Annotated in this window: 23 protein-coding genes, 1 pseudogene and 1 riboswitch; of the genes and pseudogenes, 14 read left to right on the top strand and 10 right to left on the bottom strand. The window is 72.7% G+C overall.

Going from position 1 to position 26,661, the window contains the following annotated elements:
• Nucleotides 1-43: 43 nt before the first annotated feature.
• A complete protein-coding gene (locus Asi02nite_RS16810; protein ID WP_203713961.1) occupies nt 44-1,432 on the bottom strand; it encodes a short-chain fatty acyl-CoA regulator family protein in 1,389 nt (462 codons plus the stop codon).
• Nucleotides 1,433-1,604: 172 nt separating this feature from the next.
• On the opposite strand from Asi02nite_RS16810, the gene aceA reads away from it, so the two are divergent.
• On the top strand, nt 1,605-2,870 hold the full coding sequence (gene aceA / locus Asi02nite_RS16805; RefSeq protein WP_203713959.1) for an isocitrate lyase: 1,266 nt from the start codon (nt 1,605-1,607) through the stop codon (nt 2,868-2,870).
• The gene (gene aceB, locus Asi02nite_RS16800; RefSeq protein ID WP_203713957.1) at nt 2,870-4,411 is read left to right on the top strand and encodes a malate synthase A; all 1,542 of its coding nucleotides are present in this window, start codon (nt 2,870-2,872) and stop codon (nt 4,409-4,411) included. The genes aceA and aceB overlap by 1 nt, the downstream gene beginning before the upstream one ends.
• 62 nt (nt 4,412-4,473) lie before the next feature.
• Here the strand turns inward: aceB and Asi02nite_RS16795 are convergent, their stop codons facing one another.
• Nucleotides 4,474-4,836 carry a hypothetical protein gene (locus tag Asi02nite_RS16795; RefSeq protein ID WP_203713955.1) on the bottom strand — a complete coding sequence of 121 codons (363 nt, stop codon included), beginning with the start codon at nt 4,834-4,836 and terminating at the stop codon, nt 4,474-4,476.
• A 40-nt stretch (nt 4,837-4,876) separates the two neighbouring features.
• Between Asi02nite_RS16795 and Asi02nite_RS16790 the strand changes: the two genes are divergently transcribed.
• A complete protein-coding gene (locus tag Asi02nite_RS16790; RefSeq protein ID WP_203713954.1) occupies nt 4,877-5,452 on the top strand; it encodes a cadmium resistance transporter in 576 nt (191 codons plus the stop codon).
• Here the strand turns inward: Asi02nite_RS16790 and Asi02nite_RS16785 are convergent.
• Nucleotides 5,447-6,340, bottom strand: coding sequence for an aldo/keto reductase (locus tag Asi02nite_RS16785; protein WP_239126762.1), 894 nt, complete (start codon nt 6,338-6,340; stop codon nt 5,447-5,449). The genes Asi02nite_RS16790 and Asi02nite_RS16785 overlap by 6 nt on opposite strands.
• Before the next feature lie 87 nt (nt 6,341-6,427).
• A complete protein-coding gene (locus Asi02nite_RS16780) occupies nt 6,428-6,619 on the bottom strand; it encodes a hypothetical protein (RefSeq protein ID WP_203713952.1) in 192 nt (63 codons plus the stop codon).
• A 373-nt stretch (nt 6,620-6,992) separates the two neighbouring features.
• Here Asi02nite_RS16780 and Asi02nite_RS16775 point away from each other — a divergent pair, with 373 nt between their 5' ends.
• Nucleotides 6,993-7,670, top strand: coding sequence for a hypothetical protein (locus Asi02nite_RS16775; protein ID WP_203713950.1), 678 nt, complete (start codon nt 6,993-6,995; stop codon nt 7,668-7,670).
• Between the two features lie 42 nt (nt 7,671-7,712).
• Here Asi02nite_RS16775 and Asi02nite_RS16770 read toward each other — a convergent pair whose 3' ends face one another.
• The 6 genes and pseudogenes from Asi02nite_RS16770 to Asi02nite_RS16745 all read right to left on the bottom strand — a co-directional run.
• Entirely contained in the window at nt 7,713-8,231 is a 519-nt protein-coding gene (locus Asi02nite_RS16770) for a 2'-5' RNA ligase family protein (protein WP_203713949.1), read from the bottom strand.
• Entirely contained in the window at nt 8,232-9,842 is a 1,611-nt protein-coding gene (locus tag Asi02nite_RS16765; protein WP_203713948.1) for a SpoIIE family protein phosphatase, read from the bottom strand.
• A 59-nt stretch (nt 9,843-9,901) separates the two neighbouring features.
• Nucleotides 9,902-13,810 (bottom strand): ThuA domain-containing protein, encoded by a 3,909-nt coding sequence (locus Asi02nite_RS16760; protein ID WP_203713947.1) that lies wholly within the window; start codon nt 13,808-13,810, stop codon nt 9,902-9,904.
• 133 nt (nt 13,811-13,943) lie between these two features.
• Nucleotides 13,944-14,432 carry an MSMEG_6728 family protein gene (locus Asi02nite_RS16755; protein WP_203713946.1) on the bottom strand — a complete coding sequence of 163 codons (489 nt, stop codon included), beginning with the start codon at nt 14,430-14,432 and terminating at the stop codon, nt 13,944-13,946.
• Complete coding sequence (locus tag Asi02nite_RS16750; RefSeq protein WP_203713945.1) at nt 14,432-16,237, bottom strand: glycoside hydrolase family 15 protein; 1,806 nt, start codon at nt 16,235-16,237, stop codon at nt 14,432-14,434. The genes Asi02nite_RS16755 and Asi02nite_RS16750 overlap by 1 nt, the downstream gene beginning before the upstream one ends.
• 11 nt (nt 16,238-16,248) lie before the next feature.
• Nucleotides 16,249-17,190 (bottom strand): annotated as a pseudogene (locus tag Asi02nite_RS16745) (glycoside hydrolase family 5 protein); the annotation flags it as partial.
• 132 nt (nt 17,191-17,322) lie between these two features.
• Here Asi02nite_RS16745 and Asi02nite_RS16740 point away from each other — a divergent pair.
• From Asi02nite_RS16740 to thiD, 10 genes are all read left to right on the top strand, one after another.
• Nucleotides 17,323-18,741: an MDR family MFS transporter gene (locus Asi02nite_RS16740; protein WP_239126760.1), complete on the top strand. Its 1,419-nt coding sequence runs from the start codon at nt 17,323-17,325 to the stop codon at nt 18,739-18,741.
• Nucleotides 18,742-18,876: 135 nt separating this feature from the next.
• Complete coding sequence (locus Asi02nite_RS16735) at nt 18,877-20,064, top strand: DUF1996 domain-containing protein (RefSeq protein WP_203713943.1); 1,188 nt, start codon at nt 18,877-18,879, stop codon at nt 20,062-20,064.
• Nucleotides 20,065-20,438: 374 nt separating this feature from the next.
• Nucleotides 20,439-21,083, top strand: a complete 645-nt coding sequence (locus Asi02nite_RS16730; RefSeq protein WP_203713942.1) for a DUF1275 family protein — start codon at nt 20,439-20,441, stop codon at nt 21,081-21,083.
• Nucleotides 21,084-21,127: 44 nt separating this feature from the next.
• Nucleotides 21,128-21,240, top strand: a riboswitch (TPP riboswitch).
• Entirely contained in the window at nt 21,230-22,546 is a 1,317-nt protein-coding gene (locus Asi02nite_RS16725) for a cytosine permease (RefSeq protein WP_203713940.1), read from the top strand. (Overlaps the previous riboswitch by 11 nt.)
• On the top strand, nt 22,543-23,148 hold the full coding sequence (gene thiE, locus Asi02nite_RS16720) for a thiamine phosphate synthase (RefSeq protein WP_203713938.1): 606 nt from the start codon (nt 22,543-22,545) through the stop codon (nt 23,146-23,148). The genes Asi02nite_RS16725 and thiE overlap by 4 nt, the downstream gene beginning before the upstream one ends.
• Nucleotides 23,145-24,239, top strand: coding sequence for a glycine oxidase ThiO (gene thiO, locus Asi02nite_RS16715; protein ID WP_203713937.1), 1,095 nt, complete (start codon nt 23,145-23,147; stop codon nt 24,237-24,239). The genes thiE and thiO overlap by 4 nt, the downstream gene beginning before the upstream one ends.
• Entirely contained in the window at nt 24,236-24,433 is a 198-nt protein-coding gene (thiS, locus tag Asi02nite_RS16710; RefSeq protein WP_203713935.1) for a sulfur carrier protein ThiS, read from the top strand. The genes thiO and thiS overlap by 4 nt, the downstream gene beginning before the upstream one ends.
• Before the next feature lie 5 nt (nt 24,434-24,438).
• Nucleotides 24,439-25,209 carry a thiazole synthase gene (locus tag Asi02nite_RS16705; protein WP_203713933.1) on the top strand — a complete coding sequence of 257 codons (771 nt, stop codon included), beginning with the start codon at nt 24,439-24,441 and terminating at the stop codon, nt 25,207-25,209.
• A complete protein-coding gene (locus tag Asi02nite_RS16700; protein WP_203713931.1) occupies nt 25,206-25,769 on the top strand; it encodes a thiamine phosphate synthase in 564 nt (187 codons plus the stop codon). Before Asi02nite_RS16705 ends, Asi02nite_RS16700 begins: the two co-directional genes overlap by 4 nt.
• Nucleotides 25,766-26,575, top strand: a complete 810-nt coding sequence (gene thiD / locus Asi02nite_RS16695) for a bifunctional hydroxymethylpyrimidine kinase/phosphomethylpyrimidine kinase (RefSeq protein ID WP_203713929.1) — start codon at nt 25,766-25,768, stop codon at nt 26,573-26,575. The genes Asi02nite_RS16700 and thiD overlap by 4 nt, the downstream gene beginning before the upstream one ends.
• Nucleotides 26,576-26,661: the final 86 nt, after the last annotated feature.

Here is a 26,661-nt window from a genome sequence, read left to right as displayed (position 1 = left end):
CGTCTGGGTCCGCCGCAGCCCGGTCCACACCTCAAGACGGGGCCTAACTCTGCAGGGGGTACGGGATGAAAGTGCTGCGGTTCTCGTCGAGATCCAGTCGGCGGCCGATCGGGGCCGCGGCGCGCTGTGGGCAGGTCAGGCGCTCGCACGTCTTGCAGCCCGGGCCGATGGGGGTGGCCGCGTCGACCGCGTCGAGGTCCATTCCCGCCGAATAGACCAGGCGGCCGGCGTGCCGGATCTCGCAGCCCAGGCCGATCGCGAACGCCTTGCCCGGCTGGCCGTAGCCGGCGTGCTGGTGGATCACCGTGCGGGCGATCCAGAGATAGCGCTGCCCGTCGGGCATCGCGGCGATCTGGGTGATCACCCGGCCGGGCGCGTTGAACGCCTCGTAGACGTTCCAGAGTGGACATGTGCCGCCCGAACGGGAGAACGGGAAGCCGGTCGCCGACTGCCGCTTGGACATGTTGCCCGCCCGGTCGACCCGGACGAACGAGAACGGCACCCCGCGCGCCTTCGGCCGCTGCAGCGTGGACAGCCGGTGGCAGACGGTCTCCCAGCCCATCCCGAAGTGCTCGGTCAGCAGGCCGATGTCGTAGCGCATGCGCTCGGCGGTCGCCAGGAACACCTCGTAGGGCAGAATCAGCGCGGCCGCGAAATAGTTGGCCAGCCCGACCCGCGTCAGAATCTGCGTCTGGACGTCGTCGAACTTCTCTTCCTCGATGATTTCGTCGATCGTGTCGGCGAATTCGAGCAGGCCGATCTGGGCGCCCATCCGAATCGCCTGTTGGCCCGGTCGCAATGACAGCGACAAATGCAACGTGCGGGACTGCGGTTGATAGCGGTGCAGATCGCCGGCCAGCCGGTCATGGTCCTCGCGGACGATCCGCACGCCGTGCCGGTCGGCCAGCCGGGCGCGCAGGGCCGACAGGATCTCGCCGCGCCGGACCCCCATCCGGCCCGCCAGCTCTTCGGCGGCCTCGTCCAGCGCGGGCACATAGTTCTGCCGGCGGTAGAAGAAGTCGCTCACCTGGTCGTGCGGGCTGCGGCCGGCGACCAGGTCGCGGTCACCGACGACCTCGGCGAGCTGGTCGTCGGTCTGCCGGTAGCGCCGGTAGAGGTCGATCACCGCCTCGGCCACCTCGGGCAGCTTGGTGGCGAGCTCCGTCAGGTCGTGCAGGCCGGCCCGGGCCGGCAGCGCCTCGCGCAGGTCGGCCACCAGCCGCGGCGTGTCGTGCGGCGCGAAGAAGGCCGGGTCGACCCCGAACACCTCGGTGATGCGCATCAGCACGGGCACCGTCAGCGGCCGGGTGTCGTGCTCGATCTGGTTGAGGTAGCTCGGCGAGATGCCGAGCTGGCGGGCCAGATCGATCTGCGAAACGCCGCGGTCGTCGCGCAGGCGGCGCAGCCGGGCTCCTGCGAACGTCTTGGCCAACGCGCCTCACCTCCACCATCCGTCGCGATGTTAGCACGTTGCTAAATGGTCATTCGCAACTTCGCAAAAACGGGGTCGACACTTTTCAAGAATTGGCTGTTTCCGTACCTCGCGGCGCTTTTCCCGCTGTGCGACGGTGACCACAGAGGCTTTTCGACGTAAGGAGTCGGCGATGACCATATCGGCGGAGCAGTTGCGGCAGGAGTGGGCGACCGCGCCGCGCTGGCGCGGTGTGGAGCGCACCTACAGCGCGGACGACGTGGTCCGGCTGCGCGGTGCGATCCAGGAGGAGCACACGCTGGCCCGCCGGGGCGCGCAACGGCTGTGGACGCTGTTGCACGAGGAAGATTACGTGCACGCGTTGGGGGCGCTCACCGGCAACCAGGCGGTGCAGATGGTGCGGGCGGGGCTCAAGGCCATCTACCTGTCCGGCTGGCAGGTCGCGGCCGACGCCAACCTGGCCGGCCAGACCTACCCCGACCAGAGCCTCTACCCCGCCAACTCGGTGCCCGCCGTGGTCCGCCGGATCAACAACGCGCTGCTGCGCGCCGCGCAGATCACCACCGCCGAGGGCGACACGGAAACGGAGTGGCTCGCCCCGATCGTCGCCGACGCGGAGGCCGGGTTCGGCGGTGTGCTCAACGCGTACGAGCTGATGACCGCGATGATCACCGCGGGCGCGGCCGGCGTGCACTGGGAGGACCAGCTCGCGTCGGAGAAGAAGTGCGGCCACCTCGGCGGCAAGGTGCTGATCCCGACCGGGGCGCACATCCGCACGCTCGAGGCCGCCCGGCTCGCCGCCGACGTCGCCGGCGTGCCGACACTGATCGTCGCCCGCACCGACGCGCACGCGGCGAACCTGCTCACCACCGACATCGACGAGCGCGACCAGCGGTTCCTCACCGGCGAGCGGACCGCGGAGGGCTTCTACCGCGTGCACGAGGGCATCGAGCCGTGCATCGCGCGCGGTCTCGCGTACGCGCCGCACAGCGATCTGATCTGGATGGAGACCAGCACGCCGGACCTCGAGGAGGCGCGCTCGTTCGCCGAGGCGATCAAGTCGCGGTATCCGGACCAGCTGCTGGCCTACAACTGCTCGCCGTCGTTCAACTGGCGCAAGCACCTGGACGACGCGACGATCGCCAAGTTCCAGCGGGAGCTGGGCCACATGGGGTACGCGTTCCAGTTCATCACCCTGGCCGGCTTCCACGCGCTCAACTACTCGATGTTCGACCTGGCGCGCGGCTACGCGGCGGAAGGCATGCCGGCGTACGTGTCGCTCCAGGAGAAGGAGTTCGCGGCCGAGCAGCACGGCTACACGGCCGTCAAGCACCAGCGTGAGGTCGGCACCGGCTACTTCGACCTCATCAGCACGGTGCTCAACCCGGCGGCCGAGACCACCGCCCTACGCGGATCGACCGAGGAGGCGCAGTTCTGATGAGGATCGAGGTCCAAGGCCGCGGCTACGAAGACATCCTTGACCCCAAGGCGCTGGACTTCCTGGTCGCGCTGGACAGCGAGTTCGCCGGCCGCCGGGTGGCCCTGCTGGACACCCGGCGCGCCCGGCGGGCGCGGTACGCCGCCGGGCAGCTGCCCCACTTCCTGCCCGAGACGGCGCACATCCGCAACGACCCGACCTGGCGAGTGGCCCCGCCGGCGCCGGGCCTGCTCGACCGGCGCGTCGAGATCACCGGTCCGCCCGACCGCAAGATGACCGTCAACGCGCTCAACTCGGGTGCCCGGGTCTGGCTGGCCGACTTCGAGGACGCGCTCGCGCCCACCTGGGACAACCTGATGGGCGGCCAGGGCAACCTGATCGCGGCGCTGGACGGCGAGCTCGACTTCACGGATCCCGGCAACGGCAAGCGGTACGCGGTGGGCCCGAACCCGGCGACCATCGTGGCCCGGCCCCGGGGCTGGCACCTGGCGGAGAAGCACATCGTGGTCGACGGCCGGCCGATCTCGGCGAGCCTGGTCGACTTCGGACTTCACTTCTTCCACTGTGCCCAGCGCCAGCTCGACGCCGGCAAGGGTCCCTACTTCTACCTGCCGAAGCTGGAGAGCCATCGCGAGGCTCGACTGTGGAACGACGTCTTCGTCTTCGCGCAGAACTACCTCGGCATCCCGCAGGGGACGATCCGGGCGACCGTGCTGATCGAGACGATCACCGCGGCGTTCGAGATGGACGAGATCCTCTGGGAGCTGCGCGACCACGCCGCCGGCCTCAACGCCGGGCGCTGGGACTACATCTTCAGCATCGTCAAGCAGTTCGGGCAGCGCGCCGACTTCGTGCTGCCGGACCGGGCCGACGTGACGATGACGGTGCCGTTCCTGCGGTCCTACACCGAGTTGCTGGTGAAGACCTGCCACCGGCGCGGCGCGCACGCGATCGGCGGCATGGCCGCGTTCATCCCGAGCCGGGACCCGGCGGTCAACGAGGTCGCCTTCGCGAAGGTCCGCGCCGACAAGGAGCGCGAGGCCGGTGACGGCTTCGACGGCTCGTGGGTCGCGCACCCGGGCCTGGTCGACACGTGCGAGGCCGCGTTCACCGCGGTGCTCGGCAGCCGGCCGCACCAGGTCGAGCGGCAGCGGGCCGAGGTCGCGGTCAACGCCGACGACCTGCTGGCGGTCGACCTGACGCCGGGCGCGGTCACCGCGGCCGGGCTGCGGTCCAATGTGGCCGTGGCGCTGCGGTACTTCGACAGCTGGCTGCGCGGCACCGGCGCCGCCGCCATCTTCGACCTGATGGAGGATGCGGCCACCGCCGAGATCGCGCGCTGCCAGGTCTGGCAGTGGGTGCACCACCGCACGCCGCTGGTCGAGGGCGGCGCGGTCACCGAGGACCTGGTGCGGTCCATCGTGGACGACGAGGAGGCCGGCCTGCGACCGGCGGCCGCGCGGATCTTCCTGGAGACCGCGCTCGCCGAGGAGCTGCCGGCGTTCTTCACACCCGACGCGTACGCGCGGTATCTGGTCTAGCCGGTGATCCCGGCGAGAGTGCCCCCGGCGGAACACGGCAGCCGCCGGGGGCACTCTCGCGCTCAGCCCGGCAGGGCGGTGAGGACGGCCTCGTCGATCTCGCTCGGGTCGAGCCAGCGTTGGTAGGAGGCAAGGGCGGCGCCGTGGTCGGCGACCCGGACGTACACGGTGGTGCTCGCGCCCCGGCCGGCGGACCAGACGACGGCGATCTCGTGCTGCTCGTGCCGACCGTCGACCACCGCGATCGGCAGTGTCACGACCGGCAGCCAGTCGATCTCGGCCGGCGTGGGGCGCAGCCGCCAGCCCGCGCCGTCGGCCCAGGAGCGCAGGGCGTGCCAGCGCCGAACGGCGGCACCCTGCCGCCAGGCCGCCACCGCGACGCTCACCGCGAGGGCGGCCACCAGCGCGATCACGGCAAAGGCCACCACCCGAGGGTACGCGGGTTCGCGTAAGGTCCGGGCCGTGATGGATCTCGTGGGTACCGTCGCGGCGGCGGCCGGCCTGTTCGCCGGCACCAACGTCGACGACCTGGTCGTGCTCACGGTCCTGTTCCTCGCCGCCCGAACCACGGGACTCCCCCGGCCGTGGCAGATCTGGCTCGGCCAGTACGCCGGGATCGCCACGCTCGTCGCGATCGCCGGCGCCGCCGCCCTCGGGCTCACGCTGCTGCCGGACCGCTGGGTCGGGCTCCTCGGGCTCGTCCCGCTCGCGCTGGGCGTCCGCGGCCTGGTCGCCGCGTTCCGGTCCGACGGCACGGCCGCGCCCCCGGTGGCCAGCGGGCTCGTCTCGGTCGCCGCGGTGACGATCGCGAACGGCGCCGACAACATCGCCGTCTACACGCCGGTGTTCCGCGCCATCGGGTTGGCCGACACGCTGCTCACGATCGGGGTGTTCGCGGTGCTGACCGCGGTGTGGTGCCTGGCCGGCGCCTGGCTCGGCGGCCACCGCCGGGTGATCGACGTGCTCGGCCGGTGGGGCCACTGGCTGGTGCCGCTCGTCTTCGTCGCGATCGGCCTCGTGATCCTGGGCGGCCTGCTATGACCAGGGCAGCGCCGCGCGCTGCTGCCAGTAGTCCGGCGGCGCCTCGGCAGCGGGCAGCGGCCCCGGGTCGCTGATCTCCAGCGCGCGCAGGTTGCTGGCCAGCTGCGCGGTCGTCGCCGCTCCGGAGAGCACGACGTCGACCCACGGCTGGGCCAGCGCGTGCGCGAGCACCTCGGCGTCGCGGTCGGCGAGCCGCCCGTTGGCCACCGCCTCCTTGATGATCACGTGCCGCCCGGCGTCGTGGGCGGCCGCCAGCGCGGGCCCGGCCGAGGGCTCCAGCGGGTTCCAGGTCGCCTGGAAGCTCTCGAACAGCGGGACGCCGTCGACCTCGATCGCCAGGGCGGCCCGGATCGCGTCGCCCTGCCGCGGCCCGCTGGTCGACACCCCGACCGTGACGCCGCGGCTCTTGAGGTCGGCGAGATGGCGGTGCAGCACGGGGTCGGTCAACGCGGTGCTGTCCGGCACGAGCGAGTGGATCTGGTAGAGGTCGAGCCGGTCGCCGAACAGCTCGAGGCTCTCGGCGACCTGGCGGTCGAACGTACCCACGCTGTGGTCCTTGGTCTCGTGCACCTTGGCGTCGACCCGCCACCCGGCGACGTAGGTGTAGCCCCACTTGGACCCGACCACCACGTCCCGGTGCCCGGGGAGCCAGCTCGCGAGGAACTCCTCGGCCCGGCCGTAGGAGCGGGCGGCGTCGAAATAGCGCACCCCGGCGGCGTACGCGGCGTCGAGCACCTCGTGGGTCCGGCGCCGCATGGCCTCGACGGAGCGCTCCGCGGGCAGGTCCCGGTCACGGCCGAGATTGATGTACGCCGGCCGCCCGAGCGCCGCGAGCCCGAGCCCGATCCGGTGCACCGGCACGGTCAAGTCCAGTCGATCGAAACCCACCCCGACAGCCTGTCAGGTCAGCCCCGCGTGGAAGCGCAGAACCCTGGTCGTGTCGCCGCGCGACCGGATCTGGCACCGCGGCTGACGCTACGGGCGCGCGCTCCGCTGGCCCGGCAGGTACGGGCGGCGGCCGAGGACGGTGACCAGCCACTGCGCGTTGGCTTCGGTGAGGCCGTCGGCGATCACCCGCGGGCGCGTGCCGTCGTGCACGGTGAGTTGGCACCAGTCGCCGCTGTGGATGACGTCGTAGACCGGTGCGTCGGGTGTCGGGTTGTTCATGCCCTGCCCAACGATCGAGAGCCGGACAGGTCAGCGCAGACCGGCGTAGAACCGCAACGCCCAGACCGTGCCGCGCAGCTTCGGGCGGGTCGGGTCGAGCAGTCCGTCCAGTTCGGCGCGCTGCGCCGGCGTCGGCGGGGCGCTCACGTCGGTCGCCCGGCGCGGGCGCGGGCGCGTCCACCAGCCGCCGGTAGTGCCCGGCCGGGTCGGTGCAGGCGTTCCGCGGCGCCCGCTGCGCGGCGGCGCGCACGGTCGGGCTGCGGTCCGGCAGCGGCCGCCACGGCGGCCGCCTCGTCACCGCTGCCGCGAGCGCCGTCACCGCGGCCGCGCGCACCAGGTCCGTCCCGCAGGACGCCAGCCGGACGAGGCCGGCATGATCGCCGGCGCGGTCGACGGCGGCGCGGGCGGCCCGCAGCCGGATCGACCGGTCGGGGTCCCGCCGGGCCGTCCTGACCAGGGCGTCCTCGTCGAGCAGCCGACGCGCGACGGCGACCTCGTGGACGATCCGGCGGAGCCGCGGGTCGATGGCCAGGAGCATGGTGCGCAGCCGCTGGTCAGGCAGCCCGCGCAGGGTGGCGTCGACGCGGTCGGCCAGCCAGCCGCCGTGCCGGCGCGGCTCGACCGCGAACGCGGCAGCGGCCAGTGCCGACAGGGTCCGGTTGTCGGGCCGGTCCAGCACGGGCCCGGCGAGGTCCCGCGCGGCCTCCCGCACCGGCTCGGCCGGGTCGGCGCAGCGCAGCGCCAGCGCGGAGGCGGCCGCCGGCCGGTGCACCGTGCGGCACAACCTCACCGCCCGCGCCCGGACCCGCCCGTCGGGATGGCAGGCCCCCAGCAGCACGTCGAGTTCGTCCTGCGGTTGGGTCAACTCCGGGGGTGCGTCCGTCCAGCACCCGCGCAGCGCCTTGTCGACCGCCACCCACCAGCGCGCCCGGGCCCGGTCGAGCACGTCCAGCGCGATCGTCCGCTCGGCCGGGCGCCCGGCGGCGGCCACCCGCAGCAACTCGGTCGCCGCCGATCGCGGCGACTCCGTCCAGACTCCCCGCATGGATGATCATTATCGCGGATCGGCGCCACCCGGTGTGACCGCGCGACGTCAGCCCGGCAGCGGGTGGGCGATGTCGTTGGCGTGGTCGGTGACCGAGGCGCCCGTCACCGTCGCGCGCAGCGGGAGGATCTCCAGGCAGCGGCGGACCGCCGGGCCCATCAGCGGGTTCGGCACCCGCAGCGAGACCGTGCAGTGCGGCACCCAGCGGCCCGGCCGGTAGTGCTCCCAGACCTCGATCCCGCCTTTGGCCAGGCGCTCGTGCGCCTCCCGGTGCAGGTCCAGCAGCGCCGGGGTCGGGGTGACGCCGAGCCAGAGCACCCGCCCCACGAACTGCCCGACGAAGTCCATGTCCAGTGCGAGGCCGCGGCCGAGCGGGGCGTCGCCGAGTGCCGCCACCACCTCGTCGGGTGCCAGCCGGGACGCGGCGGCCAGGGAGACGTGCGGGCGGTGCTTCGAGTCCTGCAGGGAGGCCAGCGTCGGGATCCCCTCGGCCTCCAGGGCGCGCCAGAGCGTACGGAGCCGCCGGGTCGCGGTCGTGTCCAGGTAGAGCTCGAGGGCCGCGACCATTCAGCCGGCCGCGGTGATCCGCACCAGCGTGCCGGCCGGACCGCTCTCGATGCGCAGGGCGTAACTGGTCTGCTGGGCGATCCACAGGCCCATGCCGCCGGTCGACGACGGCGTCGGCCGTTCCCGCCGGGCCAGGAAGTCGCCGGCCGGGAAGCCGGCGCCGTGGTCGCGGACCTCGCAGACCAGCCGGCCGTCGGTGACCAGCAGGCGCAGCATGCCCGAGCCGCCGCCGTGCCGGATCGCGTTCGTCATCACCTCGTTGACCGCGGCCACGAAGTCGTCGGACGCCTCGCCGGCCAGGCCGTGCCGGTCGGCGGCGTCGGCGACCCGGCGCCGCAGCGTCGCGACCCCGGCGCGGTCGAACGCGCCGTCGAGGACGACGTCGGGCTCGGGCGGGGCCGGCGGGCCGAGCCGGCGGATGGCGAGCAGCGCCGTGTCGTCGCTCGGGCGCTCCTCGCCGACGGCGAGCATCAGCGCCGTGCAGACCTCGTCGGGATGGCCGGGCCAGACGGTGGCGCGCAGCCTGTCGAGGCCCACGTCGATCGCCTCGCGGCGGCGCTCGATCAGGCCGTCGGTGTAGCAGACCAGCAGCGCGCCCGGCGCGAAGTCGACGACGGTGGTGCGCCGGGAGGTGGTGGGCCGACCCATGCCCAGCGGCACGTCGGTCGGGGCCGGCAGCAGCTCGACCCGACCGTCCGGGCCGACCAGCACCGGCTGCGGGTGACCGGCGATCGACACGTGGATGGTGTCGCGCTCCGGCGGGATCATCGCGTAGAGCACGGTGGCCAGGTTGCCGGTCTCGAAGTGGTGGACCTTCGCGTCCAGGTGCACCAGCGCGTCGGCCGGGTCGGCACAGACCAGCGCGTAGGCCCGCAGCGCGCTGCGCAGCCGGCCCATCACCACGGCCGACTGCAGGCCGTGGCCGGAGACGTCGCCGACGACGACGCCGAGCAAGCCGGACGGCAGGGTGAACACGTCGTACCAGTCGCCGCCGACGCCGGAGTCGTGGCCGGGCAGGTAGCGGGCCGCCATCTCGACGCCGGACACCTGGGCCAGCGCGGTCGGCAGCAGGCTGCGCTGCAGGGCGAGGGCGGTGTCCCGGTCGACGCTGCCGGCCCGGGTGTGGGTGCCCACGCTGGCCCGGTCGGCGACCATCTCCAGCAGGCGCACGTCGTCGGCGGAGAAGGCGCGCGGCGCCGTGCTGCCGACGTGCAGCACGCCGGCCAGCTCGCCGCCGCCGAAGATCGGGACGCCGAGCAGCGAACGGACTCCCCCGCCCCGGACCAGTGGACTGGTGTCGCTCTCGGCGGCGATGTCGTCGACGATCAGCGGACGGCGGTCACGGGCGATCCGCCCCGCGAAGCCGCGGCCGACGGGGACGCGTACGCCCGGCTTGAAATGGTCGTCGAGGCCCTTGGCCGCGGTCGCCACGAGCTGGCGGGCGTGCGGGTCGAGCAGCAGGATCACGGCGGTGTCGACGCGCAGCAGCTCGAAGACCCGGTCGAGCAGCTCGGCGAGGAGCTCGTCGACGTCGAGGTGGGACAGGGCGGCGTCCGTGACGGCTTCGAGCCGCCGCAGCCGCTCGTCGCTGTCCGTCGCCGCGTCGATCACGTGAACAGCCTAGACCGAGGAGCGGTGGGGGGCGCGCGCACGCACCCCCCACCGATCAGTCAGCTTCCGAACACCTCGAAGTTGAAGAGCGAGTAGCCGTACGGCGTACCCCGGGCGGTGCCGTTGATCCGGACATATCGACCACTGGCGTTGAGGGCCGTGTTGTCGTCCTCACCGCCGTTGCCGCCGGTCACCGACCGGACCGTGGTCCAGGTCGTGCCGTTGGTCGACGTCTGGATCTGGTACGCGGACCCGTAGGCGGCCTCCCAGAGCAGCCGGACCCGGCTGATCGAGTAGGTCTGACCCAGGTCGACCTGGATCCACTGCGGGTCGCTGAACGCGCTCGACCAGCGGGTCGTGGTCGACGCGTCCACCGCCAGCGAGGCCGGGAACGCCGCGTTCTCGACGCTCGACGCCGTGGCCGGCTTGTTCAGCGCCACGTTGCTCTCCGTCGGCGGCTGGCCGCCACCGCCGTACACCTCGAACGAGAACAGCGAGTAGCCCCACGCCGTACCCCGGGCGGTGCCGTTGATCCGGACATACCGCCCACTGGCGTTCAGGGCCGTGTTGTCGTCCTCGCCGCCGTTGCCGCCGGTCACCGACCGGACCGTGGTCCAGGTCGTGCCGTTCGTCGACGTCTGGATCTGGTACGCGGACCCGTACGCCGCCTCCCAGAGCAACCGCACCCGGTCGATCGCGTACGTCTGGCCCAGGTCGACCTGGATCCACTGCGGGTCGCTGAACGCGCTCGCCCAGCGGGTGGTCGCCGAGGCGTCCACCGCGTTCGAGGCCGGGTAGACCGGGTCCTCGACGCTCGAGGCCGTCGCCGGCTTGTTGAGTGCCAGGTTGGTCCCGGTCGGCGGCTGGCCGCCCGTGGTGAACGTGATCGAGTCGACGTTGAACAGCGCCGCGCCCGTGCCGCCGGTGAAGACCGCGAACAGCGGCCCGGACCCGGTCGGCGCGGTGACGGTGCCGGTCACGTTGGCGAAGGTGTCGAACGATCCGGTCGCCGCCACGGTGGCCGTGCCGATCACCGTGCCCGTCGCGGAGCCCGACCGCAGCGTGATCGTGCCCCCGCCACCCGCCGGCGCCGACACCCGGGCGGTGAACCCGGTTGCCAGGCCGTTCAGGTAGTACGGGTTGTAGGAGATCCAGTCGCCGTTGCTGACGTTGCCGACCGCGCTGCCGCCCTGCGCGGCCGTCGAGGTCACGATGCTGACGCCCTGCTGGTTGCTGAAGTGCTCCGCCTGCCGCTGGCGCGGCTGGAGGACCACCGGGGTCGCGTTGATCGCGGTGGTCGAGCCCGGCGGGGTGTACGCGGCGTTGATGATCCCGAAGATGTTGGCCGACACGTCGTGCTCGCCGTCGACCGTCGTCTGGATGTTGCCGCTGCACCCGTTGACGTTGGTGATCGGGTGGCCGTGCGAGTCGTGCCCGAGCACGTAGGTCACCGTGACCCGGGAACAGTCGATCGTCGGGTTGGCCGGGTCGGTGACGTTGACCGTGAACGGCACCTGGTCACCGAAGTTGAACAGCCGGCCGGGCTGCGGCAGCGAGACGCTGATCGTCGGCCCGCCGACCCCGATCACCACGCTGGCGGTCGCGGAGGCGCCGGACGGGTCGCGCACCGTCAGCGTCGCCGTGTACTGCCCGTTGGCGGTGTAGGTGAACGTCGGGTTCGCCGCCGTCGAGTCGACGGAGCCGTTCGTCTGGAAGTCCCAGGCGTACGTCAGCGGGTTGCCGTCGGGGTCGGTGGAGCCGGCCGACGAGAACTGCACCGTCAGCGGTGCCGCGCCGCCGGTCGGGCTGCCGCTCGCGACCGCGACCGGTGGCCGGTTGCCGCCGGTCACCTGGTACTCGATCCGGTAGACGGCCGAGTTGGCGTCGCCGCCGAACCAGCCCGTGCCGTAGTCGAGCACGTAGAGCGCGCCGTCCGGCCCGAACTCGTAGTCCATCACCTGGGTGCCGGTCCACGGGAAGTTCGTGATCGTGCCGGGCGTGCCGTTGGCGTTGATGTTGATCGTCTTGATGAACCGGCGACCGAACTCGGTGGCGAAGAACTTCCCGTCGTACGAGGGCGGGAACTTCACCGACGAGTTGAGGCCGGCGTTGTAGCGGTAGACCGCGCCGCCCATCGGCGAGAGCGAGCCGCAGCAGATGCCGGGCGGGTCCTGGCCGCCGCCGTAGCCCAGCCACGCCGCCCGCGACGCCGGCAGGGTGGTCAGGCCGGTGTTGTTGCGCGAGTTGTTGGTCGGGCCGCCGGCGCAGTTGTACTGGCCGAGCGACGGTCCACTGGGGAACGTGTACTCGTGGTACGGGGTGTTGTAGTTCGAGCAGTACGGCCAGCCGTAGAAGCCGGGCTGCGTGATCCGCTCGTACGACACCGTGCCGGCCGGCCCGCGGTTCGGGTCGGCGGTGCCCGCGTCGGGGCCGTAGTCACCGAGGTAGACGATGCCGGTCGCCTTGTCGACGCTCATCCGGAACGGGTTCCGGAAGCCCATCGCGTAGACCTCGGGCCGGGTGTTCGCGGTGCCGGGCGCGAACATGTTGCCGGCCGGGACCGTGTAGCCGCCGGCCGCCGACGGCTTGATCCGCAGGACCTTGCCACGCAGGTCGTTCGTGTTGCCCGAGGAGCGCTGCGCGTCGAAGGCCGGGTTGCGGTCGGTCCGCTCGTCGAGCGGCGCGTAGCCGGCCGAGTCGAACGGGTTGGTGTCGTCGCCGGTCGACAGGTAGAGGTTGCCGGCCGCGTCGAAGTCGATGTCGCCGCCGACGTGGCAGCACTGGCCGCGGCTCGACGGCACCTCGATGACGGTCACCGCGGACGCGGGGTCGATCGTGTTGTCCGCGCGGACCGTGTAGCGGGCCAGCCGGTTGACACCGTTGAACGGCGCGAACTGGGCGGCCGTGCCGGTGGTCGGCGCGTCACCGGCCGGTGTGGACAGTGGCGGCGCGAAGTAGAGGTAGACCCAGCGGTTGGTGGCGAAGCCCGGGTCCGCCTTGATGCTCTGCAGGCCCTCCTCGTCGTGTGTGTAGACCGGGATCGTCAGCGCCACCTTGGTGTTGCCGGCGGCGTCGGTGTGCCGCACCGTGCCGTCGCGCGAGGTGTGCAGGACGCCGCGGTCCGGCAGCACGGTCAGGCCCATCGGCTCACCGGTCTCGGCGACGCCCTTGGCCAGCGTCACCTGGGCGAAGGAGCCCGGCGGGTCGACCGGTCCGGAGCCGACCGCGCAGTTGCCGGTGCCCTGGGCCGCGTACCGGATGCCGCCCAGCAGGTGGTTGCGGAAGTTCGTGTCGGCGTAGCTCTCCTGGGTGTGGCCCATGCCGGAGTACCAGGACCGGCCGCCGTCGAAGGCGCGGCACCAGACGATCGGGTGGTCGCCCATCCCGCCGCCCGTGTACGTGGCCTCGTTGAGGTTGGCCAACACCCGCACGTTGGCCCGCGGGTTGGTGCGGTAGCTGTACCACTCGTCGGTGCGCACCCAGTTGGCCGGGAGGCCCGCGGTGGACGGGTGGCTGGCGTCCTCGATCCGGACGGTCGCCTGCTGGATCGCGGGGTGCTGGAGGAAGTAGGCGCCGACGAGGCTGCCGTACCAGGACCAGTCGTACTCGGTGTCGGCCGCGGCGTGCACGCCCGCGTAGCCGCCGCCGGCGCGGATGTAGCTCTCGAACGCGGTCTGCTGCGACGCGTTGAGCACGTCGCCGGTGGTGGACAGGAAGATGACGGCCTGGAACCGGCTCAGGTTGGCCGTGGTGAACGCCGCGGCGTCCTCGGTGGCCTCGACAGTGAAGTTGTTCTGCGCGCCCAATTGCTGGATCGCGGCGATACCCGCCGGGATCGAGTCGTGCCGGAACCCCGCCGTCTTGCTGAACACAAGCACGGTGAAGTCGGCCGCGAAAGCAGGAGTCGCCGGAATACCGACGAGGGTCGCTGCCATCAGGGCGACGCAGAGCAGCGCTCTGCGCAACATGATCGGACCTTTCTCATGGGGACGGTCATGAAGCGTGCGCCGACCACGCCGTGGGAACACGATGGCCGATAGAGCGCTCTCCGTCAATACGCAAGAGGCCGTTATTGCCGCTTCCCGAATGAGGAAAGAACCTTTATGGAAGCTCGGGCGCGCAGCCGTTGGGGCGGTCCGAGGGCGGCCAGACGTACGGCAGGTCCGGCGGCACGTCGCCGAAGGTCGGTGTGTAGAAGGCCGCGTCCTTGCGGATCAGGGCCGACTGGTGCGAGCGGTGGAACGCCTCGTCGCCGAGCCAGGGTGGGAGGTCGCCGGCCGCCGCCAGGGTGGGTTGGTCGCGTACCAGCGTGATGCCGCAGGCCGCCGCCAGGTCGGCCGTCATCGTCGCGGCCGTGGTGTCCGCCCGGCCGGTCGCCGTCCACGTCGCGACCATCGTCAGGCCGTAGCGGACCAGGGCCTCCTCGTAGCCCGCCCACATCTTGACCGCCGGGTGGTGGCGCCAGCCGTGACCGGTGACGGTCAGCCCGCGCAGCACCTGCAGCGTCTCGACCCGCTGCTTGCCGAGGCGGGGCACGTCGAGCACCTCCGCCGACCGGAAGAAGTCGGGGAACGGCAGGAACGTCTGCATCAGCCGAGGGCGCGGTCGATGTTGAAGGCGGCGCTGATCAGCGCCAGGTGGGTGAACGCCTGCGGGAAGTTGCCGAGCTGCTCGCCGGTCGGGCCGAGCTGCTCCGCGTACAGGCCCAGGTGGTTCGCGTACGTGATCATCTTTTCGAAGGCCAGCCGGGCCTCGTCGACGCGGCCCGCGCGGGACAGTGCTTCCACGTACCAGAACGTACAGATGGACATCGTGCCCTCTTCGCCCGTCAGGCCGTCGGGCGACAGGTGCGGGTCGTAGCGGTAGACCAGCGAGTCCGAGACCAGCGTGTCGCCGAGCAGGTCGAGTGTGCTCAGCCAGCGCGGGTCCGACGGGGCCATGAACTTCGACAGCGGCATCATCAGCACCGATGCGTCGAGGACGTGGCCGTCGCGGTGCTGGACGAACGCCTTCAGCTCCGGATCCCAGAACCGGTCCATGATCTGGTAGTAGATCGCGTCCCGGGCCCGGTCCCAGCGCACCAGGTCGGCCGGCAGGCCCCGCTGGTGCGCGACCCGGATCGCCCGCTCGATGGCCACCCAGCACATCAGCCGCGAGTAGAGGAAGTTGCGCCGCCCGCCGCGGATCTCCCAGACACCCTCGTCGGGCTGGTCCCAGTTGTCGCAGACCCACTCCACGAACGTGGTGACGCCCTCCCAGACGCCGCTGGAGATCGGCTGGCCCCACTTGTTGTAGAGGTAGATCGAGTCGACCAGCGCGCCGTAGATGTCGAGCTGGAGCTGGTTGACCGCGTCGTTGCCGACCCGTACCGGCGCGGAGCCCTCGTAGCCCTCCAGGTGGTCGAGGCGGCGTTCGGAGAGCGACTCGCTGCCGTCCACCCGGTACATGATCTGCAGCGGGCCCTCCGGGTCCGGCGAGCTCGCCCGCACCCGCGCCGCGAGGAAGCCCATGAACTGGTCGGCCTCCTCGGTGAAGCCGAGCCGCAGCAGCGCGTACACGCAGAACGCGGCGTCCCGGACCCAGACGTAGCGGTAGTCCCAGTTGCGCTCGCCGCCGAGCCGCTCGGGAAGCGACGTCGTGGGTGCGGCCACGATCGCACCCGTCGGCGCGTACGTCATCAGCTTGAGCGTCAGGGCCGACCGGTGTACGGCCTCCCGCCAGCGACCCTTGTAGCGGGACGCCGACAGCCAGCGCCGCCAGTACTCCACGGTGTCGGTGAACGCCGCCTCGGCCTCCTCGGCGCTGCCGAACCGCGGCGCCGGCTGCGTCTCGGCGCGGTCCAGGCAGAAGATGTGCGACTCACCCTGCTTGAGCCGGAACGAGCTGAGCACGTCGCCGTCGACGAGCTCGAACGGCGCGGTCGAGTTGAGCGCGAGGCTCAGCGACGCCGACTCGAAGATCGCCCGCCCGTCGTGCTCACGCAGCGTGTGCGGCTGCAGGCCGTAGTCGAACCGGGGCGCGACGTGGGCCCGGAACGGCAGCTCGCCGCGGACGCAGGTCACCCGCCGGATGAGCCGGAACTGGTTGGCCTCGTGCCGGTCGGCGGGCACGGGCATGAAGTCCTGGATCTCCGCGATGCCGTCGTCGGAGAGGAAGCGGGTGATCAGCACGTTGGTGTCGGGGAAGTAGAACTGCTTGGTGGTGGCCGGGACGTCCGTGGTCAGCGCGAAGAACCCGCCGCGGTCGCGGTCGAGGATCGAGGCGAAAACGCTCGGTGCGTCGAACCGGGGGACACAGCACCAGTCGATGGTCCCGTCGGTTCCGACGAGGGCCACGGTACGCAAGTTACCGATGAGGCCGTGCTCGCCGATGGGTAGATACCGTTGCTCGTCCACCGGATCTGACGCTACGCGACCGGCCGTCCCGCGCGCAGCCGGTCGCGGATCCACACCCCCGCCGGCTTGAGCCGCGCCGGGTCCGCGTATGCGTTCGCCGCGCAGGTGCCCCGTTCGAAGACCGCGCCCGAGCGCTTGTCGTCACTCCAGTTCCAGTTGACCCACCCGATCCCCTTGGCCGCCATCAGGTCCAGATAGGACTGTGCGCGGGCGAAGTCGTTGCCGCCGTCGCCGGTGTAGGTCTGGGTGCCGAACTCGGTGACGAACATCGGGAGCCTGTCGGCGGCGCGGGACAGGGTGTCGAGGTAGCGCCGGTCGTGCGACGCCGCGTAGAAGTGGAAGGTGTACATCACGTTGGCCGCGCGCACCGGGTCGGCGACCACCTCCCGCTCGTCGGCGCCCTCCGAGACGCCGAGCGAGGACCACCCGCGGGTGCCGACCAGCACGACCGCGTCCGGGTCGTGGGTGCGGATCACCGGGATGAGCTGCTCCGCGTACGACCGGATCCGGCTCCAGGACACGCCGCTGGGCTCGTTGGCGATCTCGTAGAGGATGTTGTCGGCCCCCGCGTGCCGGCGGGCGATCTCGGCGAAGAAGGTGCGGGCGCGGGCGAGGTTGGCCATCGGGTCGCCCGGGTCGAGGATGTGCCAGTCGACGATCACGTAGAGGCCGCGCGCGGTGGCCAGGTCGACCAGGTCGTCGACGAGCTCGGTGAACCGCCGCGGGTCGCTCGCGTAGCCGTCCTCCTGCACGTAGGTCGAGACCCGCAGCACGTCGGCGCGCCAGTCGCGGGCCAGCACGTCCAGGGCGGGGCCGGTGACGCACTGCGCGTACCACTGGATGCCGTGCGTGGACATGCCGCGGAGCTGCACCGGCTGGCCGGCGCTGTCGCAGAGCCGGGTGCCGCAGACGCGCAGCGCGCCGTGGGTGCCGACCGGCGTGGCCATCACAGGTCCTACACCGACAGTGAGCGTCGCAACGACGGCCAGTAACCAGCTCCACATGATGCGAAGAGATCACGCGAACCCGGAAGTGACCGGACACACCCTGGCTTTGTCACCCGTCCGGGTGGAAGGTGGGAAGACGTGCCCGCCACCCCCTCGGTAACGACCGGTATCGGCCTGCGGTCCGAACGCGGCCCCGTGCTCGCCGCCGTCATGCTGTCGACCGCGCTCATCGCCATCGACTCGACGATTATCGCAACCGCCGTCCCCTCGGTGGTCGCCGACATCGGCGGGTTCGCCCAGTTCCCCTGGCTGTTCTCGGTCTATCTGCTGGCCCAGGCGGTCACCGTGCCGGTCTACGGCAAGCTGGCCGACCTGTTCGGACGCAAGCCCGTGATCATGTTCGGCATCGCCACGTTCCTCGTCGGTTCGGTGCTCTGCGGCGTGGCCACCAGCATGACCATGCTGATCGTCTTCCGGGTGGTGCAGGGCCTCGGCGCCGGCGGCATCGCGCCGATGACGGTGACGATCGTCGGCGACCTCTACACGGTCGAGGAACGGGCCAAGGTGCAGGGCTACGTCGCCAGCGTCTGGGGCATCTCGTCCGTGGTCGGCCCGACGCTCGGCGGCGTGTTCAGCGAGTACGTGTCGTGGCGGTGGATCTTCCTCGTCAACATCCCGCTCTGCCTGCTGGCCGGCGGCATGATCATGAAGCACTACCACGAACGGCGTACGCCGGCCCGTCCGGTGATCGACTACCGGGGCGCCGTGCTGCTCACCGCCGGCCTGACCCTGCTGATCCTCGGCGTGCTCGAGGGCGGCCAGGCGTGGGCGTGGGACTCCGGCCCGAGCATCGCCACGCTCGGCATCGGCGCGCTGCTGCTAGCCGTGTTCCTGTTCGTCGAGCGGCGGACCACCGAACCGATCCTGCCGCTCTGGGTGTTCCGCCGCCGGCTGCTGGTGGCCAGCGGCGTGGTCTCCGCGGGCGCCGGCGCGATCCTGCTCGGGCTGACCTCCTACGTCCCGACGTACGCTCAGGAGGCGCTCGGCGTCGGCCCACTGGTCGCCGGCCTCGCCCTCGCCGCGCTGACCCTCGGCTGGCCGATCGCGGCGTCCCAGTCCGGCCGGGTCTACCTGCGGTTCGGCTTCCGGCGGTGCGCGCTGGCCGGCGCGAGCATCATCGTGGTCGGCTGCGCGCTGCTGCTCCTGCTCGACGGCGGCTCGTCGGTCTGGCAGGTCGGCGTCACCAGCCTCGTGATCGGGCTCGGGATGGGGCTCACGGTCAGCCCCACGCTGATCGCCTCGCAGTCGAGCGTCGGGTGGCGGGACCGCGGCGTCGTCACCGCCAACAACCTGTTCCTGCGGTCGGTCGGCAGTTCGCTGGGCACCGCGGTGTTCGGCGCGGTGGCCAACGCGACGTTGCGCGGCGGCCACGACGATCCGGTTAGGCTGGTCCGCGCCGTGCACGGCGTGTTCGTCGGCGTGCTGATCGTGGCCGTCGTCGTCGCGGTGGCCGCGGCCTTCTTCCCGCGGGGCGATGTGCTCGCGCCGGCCGAATAACAGCAATTCGCGGGCCGTTTTCTGTTATCCGGACGGGCGACCCCGTATGCCAGTCGAGTGATTTCCAAAGCTCGCTTATGTTCGCCTTAAGGACCGGCTGAACGCATTCCGGCGTACCTACATTCGGGCTGCCCCATGACCGGATCCCGAGAGGCCCCGATGTACGAACCGACTCCCCCGCCCCGGCGCCCGTTCCTGCGCCGGCGGTCCACCATTCTCGTCGCGATCCCGGTCCTCGTGGCCCTGGCGGCGACCGGGGCGGTGGCAGCCGCCGGCGCGCGCTCTTCAAACCCGGCCCCGGCTTCCGCGACCGACGTGGTCGAGGCCGGTACCACCGACGTCCTGCCGGACTCCGCCGCCTATGCCGACCCTGGGGCCGCGCCGACCGCCGGGCCGACCACGGCCCCGCCGGAACCGACCACTGCGCCGGCAGCCACCAAGACGCCGGGGTCGCCGCCGGCCGCCAAGGGCGGCTGGGTGCCGGTCGACCCGGCGAAGCAGGCGGCGGACGTGCGGGCGTTCTTCGCGCGCACGCCGCGGAAGGTGACCGGCAACCCGGTCAAGGTGCCCGAGTTCAACGCCTCGTGCAAGGTCAGCCACCGCAACGACGACGACCCGATCGTCGTGCCGGGGTTGGTCGGCGCCTCGCACAACCACACGTTCATGGGCAACACGAGCACGAACGCGCACTCCACCGCCGCGTCGCTGTTCGCCAACAAGAAGACCTCGTGCACGCCGGCCCAGGACCACTCCGCGTACTGGATCCCGACGCTCCTGCAGAACGGCAAGGCCGTCAACCCGAGCGGCGTCACCGTCTATTATGGATCGCGGTTGAAGGACCCGAGCCGGACGGTGCCGTTCCCGCTGGGCTTCCGCATGATCACCGGTGACGCGAAGCGGCAGACGGACACGCCCGACAAGCAGGGCAACCGCTTCTGGTGCGGTGGCATCGGCGGCGAGACGGGTCGCACCCCCGACGGCGAGTGGCCGGTCTGCGCGAAGACCGCCAACCTGGTGCGCCAGGTGACGTTCCCGGACTGCTGGGACGGCAAGCACCTCGACAGCCCCGACCACAAGTCGCACGTCGGCCCGGCGGACCGCGACGGCAGGTGCTCGGGCAGGTTCCCCGTGGCGATCCCGTCGGTCTCGTTCGTCATCGGCTACCCGCTGAGCACCAACACGACGGGCCTCAAGCTCTCGTCCGGTACGGGATTCTCGATGCACGCCGACTTCTTCAACGCCTGGGAGCCCGACGCGCTCGCGCAGCGGGTGCGGAACTGCCTCAACCAGGGCTACAAGTGCGGCTCTGACGGCGCCTTCTAGAGCGCCCACGCGACCTCGGGCCGCCGCACGCCGACTGGCGGCCCGGGGGTGCTCGTCGCCACGGCCGCCGCCGTCCCGCCGGCCGTGGCGGCGGCATCTCAAGGTGGCATTAGGTCTCGGTTAAGGACGCACCACCGGCGACGAACGCCTCGTAGAGTCGGGCCGCCCCACCCGCTCCAGAGAGGCCGCTCGATGCTCCGTCCACATCGCTCCACCCCGTGACCGCCGGACCACCGCCCGGCCCGCGCCGCCGGCACCGCCGCAGCGGGCCCCGCCGGCCGCGCCCGCGCCGCCCCTCGGCCCGGCGCCCACCCCGTCGGGTGGGTTGATCCGGTTTCGGGCACATAGTCCGGATCAACGCGTACCGTGTGCCTGTGGAGCCGGCGGGGTTGGCCAGGCGCGGCGGGCGCCGGGTCACCCCGCTCTCCCTCGCCGCCTGCGCCGGCGCCGTCGACCTGATCGCGATCGTCGGCCTGGGCGGCGCCTTCGCCAGCGTGGTGACCGGAAACCTGGTCACCGTCGGCCTCGGCATCGGCAGCACGTCCGACCACGCGTTCGCCGCACCGGCGGTCGCGGTCGGCGCGTACGCGGCCGGGGTGGCACTGGCGCTGTGGGTGCCCCGCTTCCGCTGGCCGGGGCATCTGCTCGTCGAACTGGCCCTGCTGGGCGCGTTGACCGGGGGCTGGATCGCGACCGACGGCGAGCCGGGGCGGACCAACCGGTTGCTGCTGCTGGCCGCCGGCAGTCTCGCGATGGGCCTGCAGAGTGTGGTGGCGCGGTGGCTGCACGAGTCGACCACCTACCTGACCGGCACCCTCACCGGGGCCGTGCACGACCTGGTCACCGGCAAGCGGGGGCAGCGGGCGGCCGCCGTCGGGCAACTCGCCGCGCTGACCGCCGGGGCCACCGTCGCCGCCGCGCTGCTCGTGGCGGCCCGCTGGTCCGTACCCCTGCTGGCGCTGTTCCTGCTCGTGGTGGCGATGCTCGGCCGCTCGCGACTGCCGGTGACACGCGGGTGATCTGCGTAACCATGGCGTCGCGGGCTGGATTGTCGTAGCCTGCCGGAAGTCACAACGGGAGCTCGGAGCACCGGGCTGAGAGGGCGGCTGACGCGCCGCCGACCGTCGGAACCTGGTCCGGGTAATGCCGGCGTAGGGAGCGTCCCGTGTCACTGTCCTCTGTCGCCGCCGTGGCCGACGAGCGCGCGCAGCCCGCGCGGGCCCTCGGCTTCCGCGACACCGCCGGTCTGTTCGGCAGCCTCGGCGTCAGCCTGTTGCTTCCCGTCGCGGCCACCTTCGCCGTGCTGCCGGGGCGGTCCCTCTGGGTCACCGCCGCCGCCATCGTCGTCGGGGCCGTCATCGGCTCTGTGCTGCTCGGCCTCGGCGCCGCCGCCGGTGCCCGCGAGGGCGCGCCGGCGATGGTGCTGCTGCGCGGCCTGCTCGGTCGGCGGCTCTCGTACCTGCCCACCGTGGTCAACGTGGTCCAGTGCGTGGGTTGGGCCACCTTCGAGATCTTCATCATCGCGTCGGCGGCGTCGGCCGTGCTGGACGCGCCGAAGTGGCCCTTCGTGCTGCTCGCCGGCGTCGCCGCCACCTGGATGGCGATGCGGCCGCAAGGTGCCGTCCGGTTGCTCGCCCGGTACGCCGTCTGGGCGGCGCTGATCGCCGGCGCCTACCTCTTCGTCGAGGTGCTGCGGGCCGCGCCCCAGCCGGTGCCGGGCGACGGCGGCTCGTTCTGGACGGCCGTCGACGTGGTCATCGCGTTGCCGGTGTCGTGGTTCCCGCTGGTCGCCGACTACACCCGGCACACCCGCACGGGCCGGGCCGCGTTCGCGGGCGCCGCGGTCGGCTACGGCACGGCGACGATCGCCTGCTTCCTGCTGGGTGCCCTCGCCCTGGCCGCGTACGGGGCCGGCGGGCTGGACGTGGTCGACGCGCTGCTGGCCGTGCCGCTCGGCGCCGTCGCCCTGGCCGTGCTGGTCGTGGTCGAGGTCGACGAGGCCTTCGCGAACGTCTACTCGACGGCGGTGTCGACGGGGAACATCCTCGAGCGGCTCTCCCGGCGCGTGCTGGCCGTCGTGGTGGGCGCCGTCGCCACGGTGCTGGCCCTCGTCGTCGACATCGTCTCGTACGAGCCGTTCCTGTTCCTGATCGGCGCGGTCTTCGTGCCGCTGGTCGGGGTGTTCGCGATCGCCTACTTCGTGCTGCCGCGCGGGCGCTGGGACGTGTCCGCGACCGCGCCCGCCCGGCCGTGGCTGCTGCTCCCCTGGGCCGCGGGCTTCGTGGCGTACCAACTCACGCTGCCGACGTTCTTCCCGTCGGTCGGGCAGGGCTGGACGGCCTGGTGGACGGCGCGGCAGCAGGACCTCGGCATCGACCCGGCCAACGGCTGGTCGGCCTCGTTGGTCAGCCTCGCGGTGGCGGCGGTGCTGACGACGGTGATCCTGCTGCCGGGGCGGCGACGGAAGGTGGTGGCGCCATGATCGGGCGCCTGCACGTGGTGACGTCCGCCGACGGTGGTCTGGCGGCGGTGCGGGCCGCGCTGGCGGGTGGGGCGCCGGTGGTCCAGGTCCGCACCAAGACCGGCAGCGACAGGCAGCGGTACGCGTTCGCGCGTGAGGTCGTGTTGCTCTGCCGCGCGGACCGGGCGCTCTGCATCGTCAACGACCGGGTCGACCTGGCGCTCGCCGCGCGGGCGGACGGCACCCACGTCGGCGCCGACGACCTGCCGATCGAGGTCGTACGCCGGATCGCGGGGCCCGCCCACCTCATCGGCGGCACCGCCCGGGACCCGGTGACGGCGGCCGCGCTGGTGACGGCGGGCGCCGACTATCTGGGTGTGGGGCCGGCGTTCGCGACGACCACGAAGGACGGCCTGCCCGACCCGATCGGGCCCGCCGGTGTCGCGGCGGTGGCCGTCGCGGTGCGGGTGCCCGTGATCGCGATCGGCGGGGTGACCGTCGACCGGGTGCCGGCGCTCCGCAAGGCCGGGGCGCACGGCGTCGCGGTCGTGTCCGCGGTGTCGGGGGCGGCGGATCCGGCCGCGGCCGCGGCGGAGTTCCTGGCCGCGCTGGACGTGACATGACCGTCGTGGTGGCCGGCGGCGGGCTGATCGGGCTCGCGGTGGCCTGGCGGGCGGCCACGCGCGGGCTGTCCGTGACGGTGGTCGACGACGCGCCCGGCGACGGTGCGTCGCGGGCGGCGGCCGGGATGCTGGCGCCGCTGACCGAGGCGGCGTACGGCGAGGAGGCTCTGCGGGCGCTCAGCCGGGAGTCGCTGGCCCGGTATCCGGGCTTCCTCGCCGATCTCGGCGGCACCGTCGCGCTGCGTACGGCCGGCACCGTGGAGGTCGGTTTCGACGCCGACGACATGGCGGCGCTGGACCGGCTGCACGCCTACTACGTCGAGTCCGGGCTCCCGGTCGAGCGCCTGACGGCGGGACAGGCCCGGCGGCGCGAGCCGGCGCTGAGCCCGCGGGTGCGCGGCGCCCTGCACGCGCCGACGGACCACTCCATCGAGCCGCGGGCGCTGCACGCCGCGCTGCTGACTGCCGCCGTCGACGCCGGGGTCGAGATCGTCCGGTCGCGGATCGCCGCGTTGGCCGTCACCGACGACCGCGCGACCGGGGTGGTGCTGTCGAGCGGCGCTGTGCTGGGCGGCGACACCGTCGTCCTGGCGCTCGGCGCCTGGAGCGGTGCCCTGCCCGGCACTCCCCCACTCCCGGTGCGGCCGGTGAAGGGCCAGATCCTGCGCCTGCGCGGCGGCGACGGGCTGCTCGCGGGCACGATCCGGGCGCTGGTGCGCGGCCGGCACGTCTACCTGGTGCCCTCCGCCGACGACCGGCTCGTGGTCGGCGCGACCAGCGAGGAGCTGGGGTTCGACGCGACGGTGACGGCCGGCGCCGTGCACGACCTGCTCCGCGACGCGATCGAGGTGGTCCCGGAGGTCGCCGAGCTGGAGCTGGTGGAGACGCTGGCCCGCTGGCGCCCGGGCACGCCCGACAACGCACCGCTGCTCGGCCCGTCGCCGCTGCCGGGGCTGGTGCTGGCCACCGGCCACCACCGCAACGGCGTCCTGCTGACCCCGGCGACCGCGGACGCGATCGCCGACCTGTTGACCGAGGGGACGCTGCCCGCCTACGCGGCACCGTTCACGATGGACGGGAGGTTCCGATGACGGTGACCGTCAACGGTGAGACCGTCGACCTGGCGCCGCCGGTCACGGTGGCCGCGCTGGTCGCGACCCGCACCGACCAGCGCCGGGTCGCGGTGGCCCGCAACGGCGAGGTGGTGCCGCGCTCGGAGTGGGCGAGCACCCCGCTGTCCGACGGCGACGAGGTCGAGATCCTCGTCGCGGTGGCGGGCGGGTGATCGCGATGGCCGACGTCTTCTCGATCGGTGGCGTGTCGCTGCCGTCCCGCCTGATCCTGGGCACCGGCGGGGTGCCGAGCCTCGAGGTGCTGTCGCGCGCCGTCGCGGCGTCGGGCACCGCGCTCGTCACCGTGGCGCTGCGCCGGGTCGAGGCGTCCACCAGCGGTGCGCTCGCCGAGGTGCTGGAGCAGTGCGGCGTGCGGCTGCTGCCGAACACGGCCGGCTGCTTCACGGCCCGCGAGGCCGTGCGTACCGCCCGGTTGGCCCGCGAGGCGTTCGAGACCGACTGGGTGAAGCTCGAGGTGATCGGCGACGAGCGGACGCTGCTGCCCGACCCGGTCGAGCTGCTGGACGCCGCCGAGCAACTCGTCGCGGACGGCTTCACGGTGCTGCCGTACACCAACGACGACCCGATCACCGCGCGCCGCCTGGCCGACATCGGCTGCGCGGCGGTGATGCCGCTCGGCTCCCCGATCGGCAGCGGCCTCGGCATCCGCAACCCGCACAACATCTCGCTGATCCGCGAGGTCGTCCAGGTGCCGGTGATCCTGGACGCCGGCGTGGGCACGGCCTCGGACGCGGCGCTGGCGATGGAGCTCGGCTGCGACGGGGTGCTGCTGGCGTCGGCCGTGACCCGGGCCCGTTCGCCCGAGCTGATGGCACTTGCCATGCGCAACGCGGTGGACGCGGGCCGGCTGGCGTTCCGCGCGGGGCGCATCGAGCGGCGGTGGCACGCGCAGGCGTCCACTCAGGACGCCGGCCGGGCCGCCCTGTGAGGCTGCCGCGACTGCTGGTCCTGACGGACCGCACGCAGTGCGCCGGCCCGCTGGTGGAGACCGTGGCCGCGGCGGTCGCGGCCGGCGCCCGCGCGGTGCTGCTGCGGGAGAAGGACCTGCCCGCCGCTGCCCGCGAGTCGCTGGCAGCTTCGCTGAGTGGCATACTGAGTCCCGTGGGTGGGACCCTGTTGGTTGCCGGCACCGCGCACCTCGCGGCGCGCGACCCGTTCCCGGCGATGCGGCCCCCGGTGCTGGGCCGTTCCTGCCACGACGCGGCCGAGGTGGCCGCGGCGCGGGCCGAGGGTTGCGACTACGTGACCGTGTCGCCGGTGTTCCCGACGGCGTCGAAGCCCGGCTACGGGCCGGCGCTGGGCCCGGCAGGGCTGGGCGCCCTGGTCGCCGACGCGCCGCCGGTCTTCGCCCTCGGCGGCATCCGCCCGACCGACGTGCGCGCGTGCCGTGCCGCCGGTGCGTACGGCGTCGCGGTCATGGGCGGTGTGATGCGCGACCCGGGGTCTGTCGCTGACTATGTGGACGCACTCGAGGAGGCCAAACCGTGAACCCACCCGTCGCGCTGACCATCGCGGGCTCGGACTCCGGTGGCGGCGCCGGCATCCAGGCCGACCTGAAGACCTTCGCGGCGCTGCGGGTGTACGGCACGAGCGCGATCACGGCGCTGACGGCGCAGAACACCATCGGCGTCCGCGGCGTGCACGCGACCCCGACGGATTTCGTCGTGGCGCAGATCGACGCGGTCCTGGACGACCTCCCGGTCGGCGCGGTGAAGACCGGCATGCTGGCCACCGCCGCGACGGTCGAGGCGGTCGCGGCACTGGCCGCGGCGGGCCGCCTCCCCCACCTCGTCGTCGACCCGGTGATGGTCTCCTCCAGCGGCGACCGCCTCCTGGAACCGTCGGCGGAGGTGGCCTACCGTTCGCTGCTCTTCCCGCACGCCACGGTGGTGACGCCGAACCTGCGCGAGGCCGAGGTGCTGCTCGGCACGCCGATCCGGAACCGCGACGACCAGCACGCGGCGGCTCGCGCGCTCGGCGATCTGGGTGCCGCGGCCGCGGTGGTCAAGGGCGGCCACCCGGCGGGTGAGGCGACCGGCGAGGCGGTCGACGTGGTCTGGGACGGCAAGGAGGCCTACGAGTTGCATGGGCCGTGGATCGACACCCCCAACAACCACGGCACCGGCTGCTCATTCGCGGCGGCCACCGCCGCCCATCTGGCCCAGGGGGACGACCTCCGGACGGCGCTCGAAGGTGCCAAGGCCTTCGTCAGCCGCGCGGTCGCGGGCGGCGCCCACTGGCGCCTGGGCACGGGCCACGGACCGCTCGACCACTTCGGCTGGGCCGACGCTTAGCCCCCACGCGAGCAGGACCGCGGCGTACCCGTGGGTCGTGTCCTGGCCGGTGGCCCGGACCTCGACGTGCGGGTCGAACGCGGGTC

The organism is Asanoa siamensis, from assembly GCF_016862555.1.
Taxonomy (GTDB): Bacteria; Actinomycetota; Actinomycetes; order Mycobacteriales; family Micromonosporaceae; genus Asanoa; species Asanoa siamensis.
This window is presented reverse-complemented; position numbering and strand designations above follow the sequence as displayed.

Coding starts and splice junctions, on each gene's coding strand:
- Asi02nite_RS16735 (WP_203713943.1), top strand. CDS start 18,877: ATGACCGGATCCCGAGAGGCCCCGATGTACGAACCGACTCCCCCGCCC.
- Asi02nite_RS16760 (WP_203713947.1), bottom strand. CDS start 13,810: ATGTTGCGCAGAGCGCTGCTCTGCGTCGCCCTGATGGCAGCGACCCTC.
- thiE (WP_203713938.1), top strand. CDS start 22,543: ATGATCGGGCGCCTGCACGTGGTGACGTCCGCCGACGGTGGTCTGGCG.
- Asi02nite_RS16705 (WP_203713933.1), top strand. CDS start 24,439: ATGGCCGACGTCTTCTCGATCGGTGGCGTGTCGCTGCCGTCCCGCCTG.
- Asi02nite_RS16790 (WP_203713954.1), top strand. CDS start 4,877: ATGGATCTCGTGGGTACCGTCGCGGCGGCGGCCGGCCTGTTCGCCGGC.
- aceA (WP_203713959.1), top strand. CDS start 1,605: ATGACCATATCGGCGGAGCAGTTGCGGCAGGAGTGGGCGACCGCGCCG.
- Asi02nite_RS16770 (WP_203713949.1), bottom strand. CDS start 8,231: ATGGTCGCGGCCCTCGAGCTCTACCTGGACACGACCGCGACCCGGCGG.
- Asi02nite_RS16775 (WP_203713950.1), top strand. CDS start 6,993: ATGATCGCCGGCGCGGTCGACGGCGGCGCGGGCGGCCCGCAGCCGGAT.
- thiO (WP_203713937.1), top strand. CDS start 23,145: ATGACCGTCGTGGTGGCCGGCGGCGGGCTGATCGGGCTCGCGGTGGCC.
- aceB (WP_203713957.1), top strand. CDS start 2,870: ATGAGGATCGAGGTCCAAGGCCGCGGCTACGAAGACATCCTTGACCCC.
- Asi02nite_RS16755 (WP_203713946.1), bottom strand. CDS start 14,432: ATGCAGACGTTCCTGCCGTTCCCCGACTTCTTCCGGTCGGCGGAGGTG.
- Asi02nite_RS16780 (WP_203713952.1), bottom strand. CDS start 6,619: ATGAACAACCCGACACCCGACGCACCGGTCTACGACGTCATCCACAGC.
- thiS (WP_203713935.1), top strand. CDS start 24,236: ATGACGGTGACCGTCAACGGTGAGACCGTCGACCTGGCGCCGCCGGTC.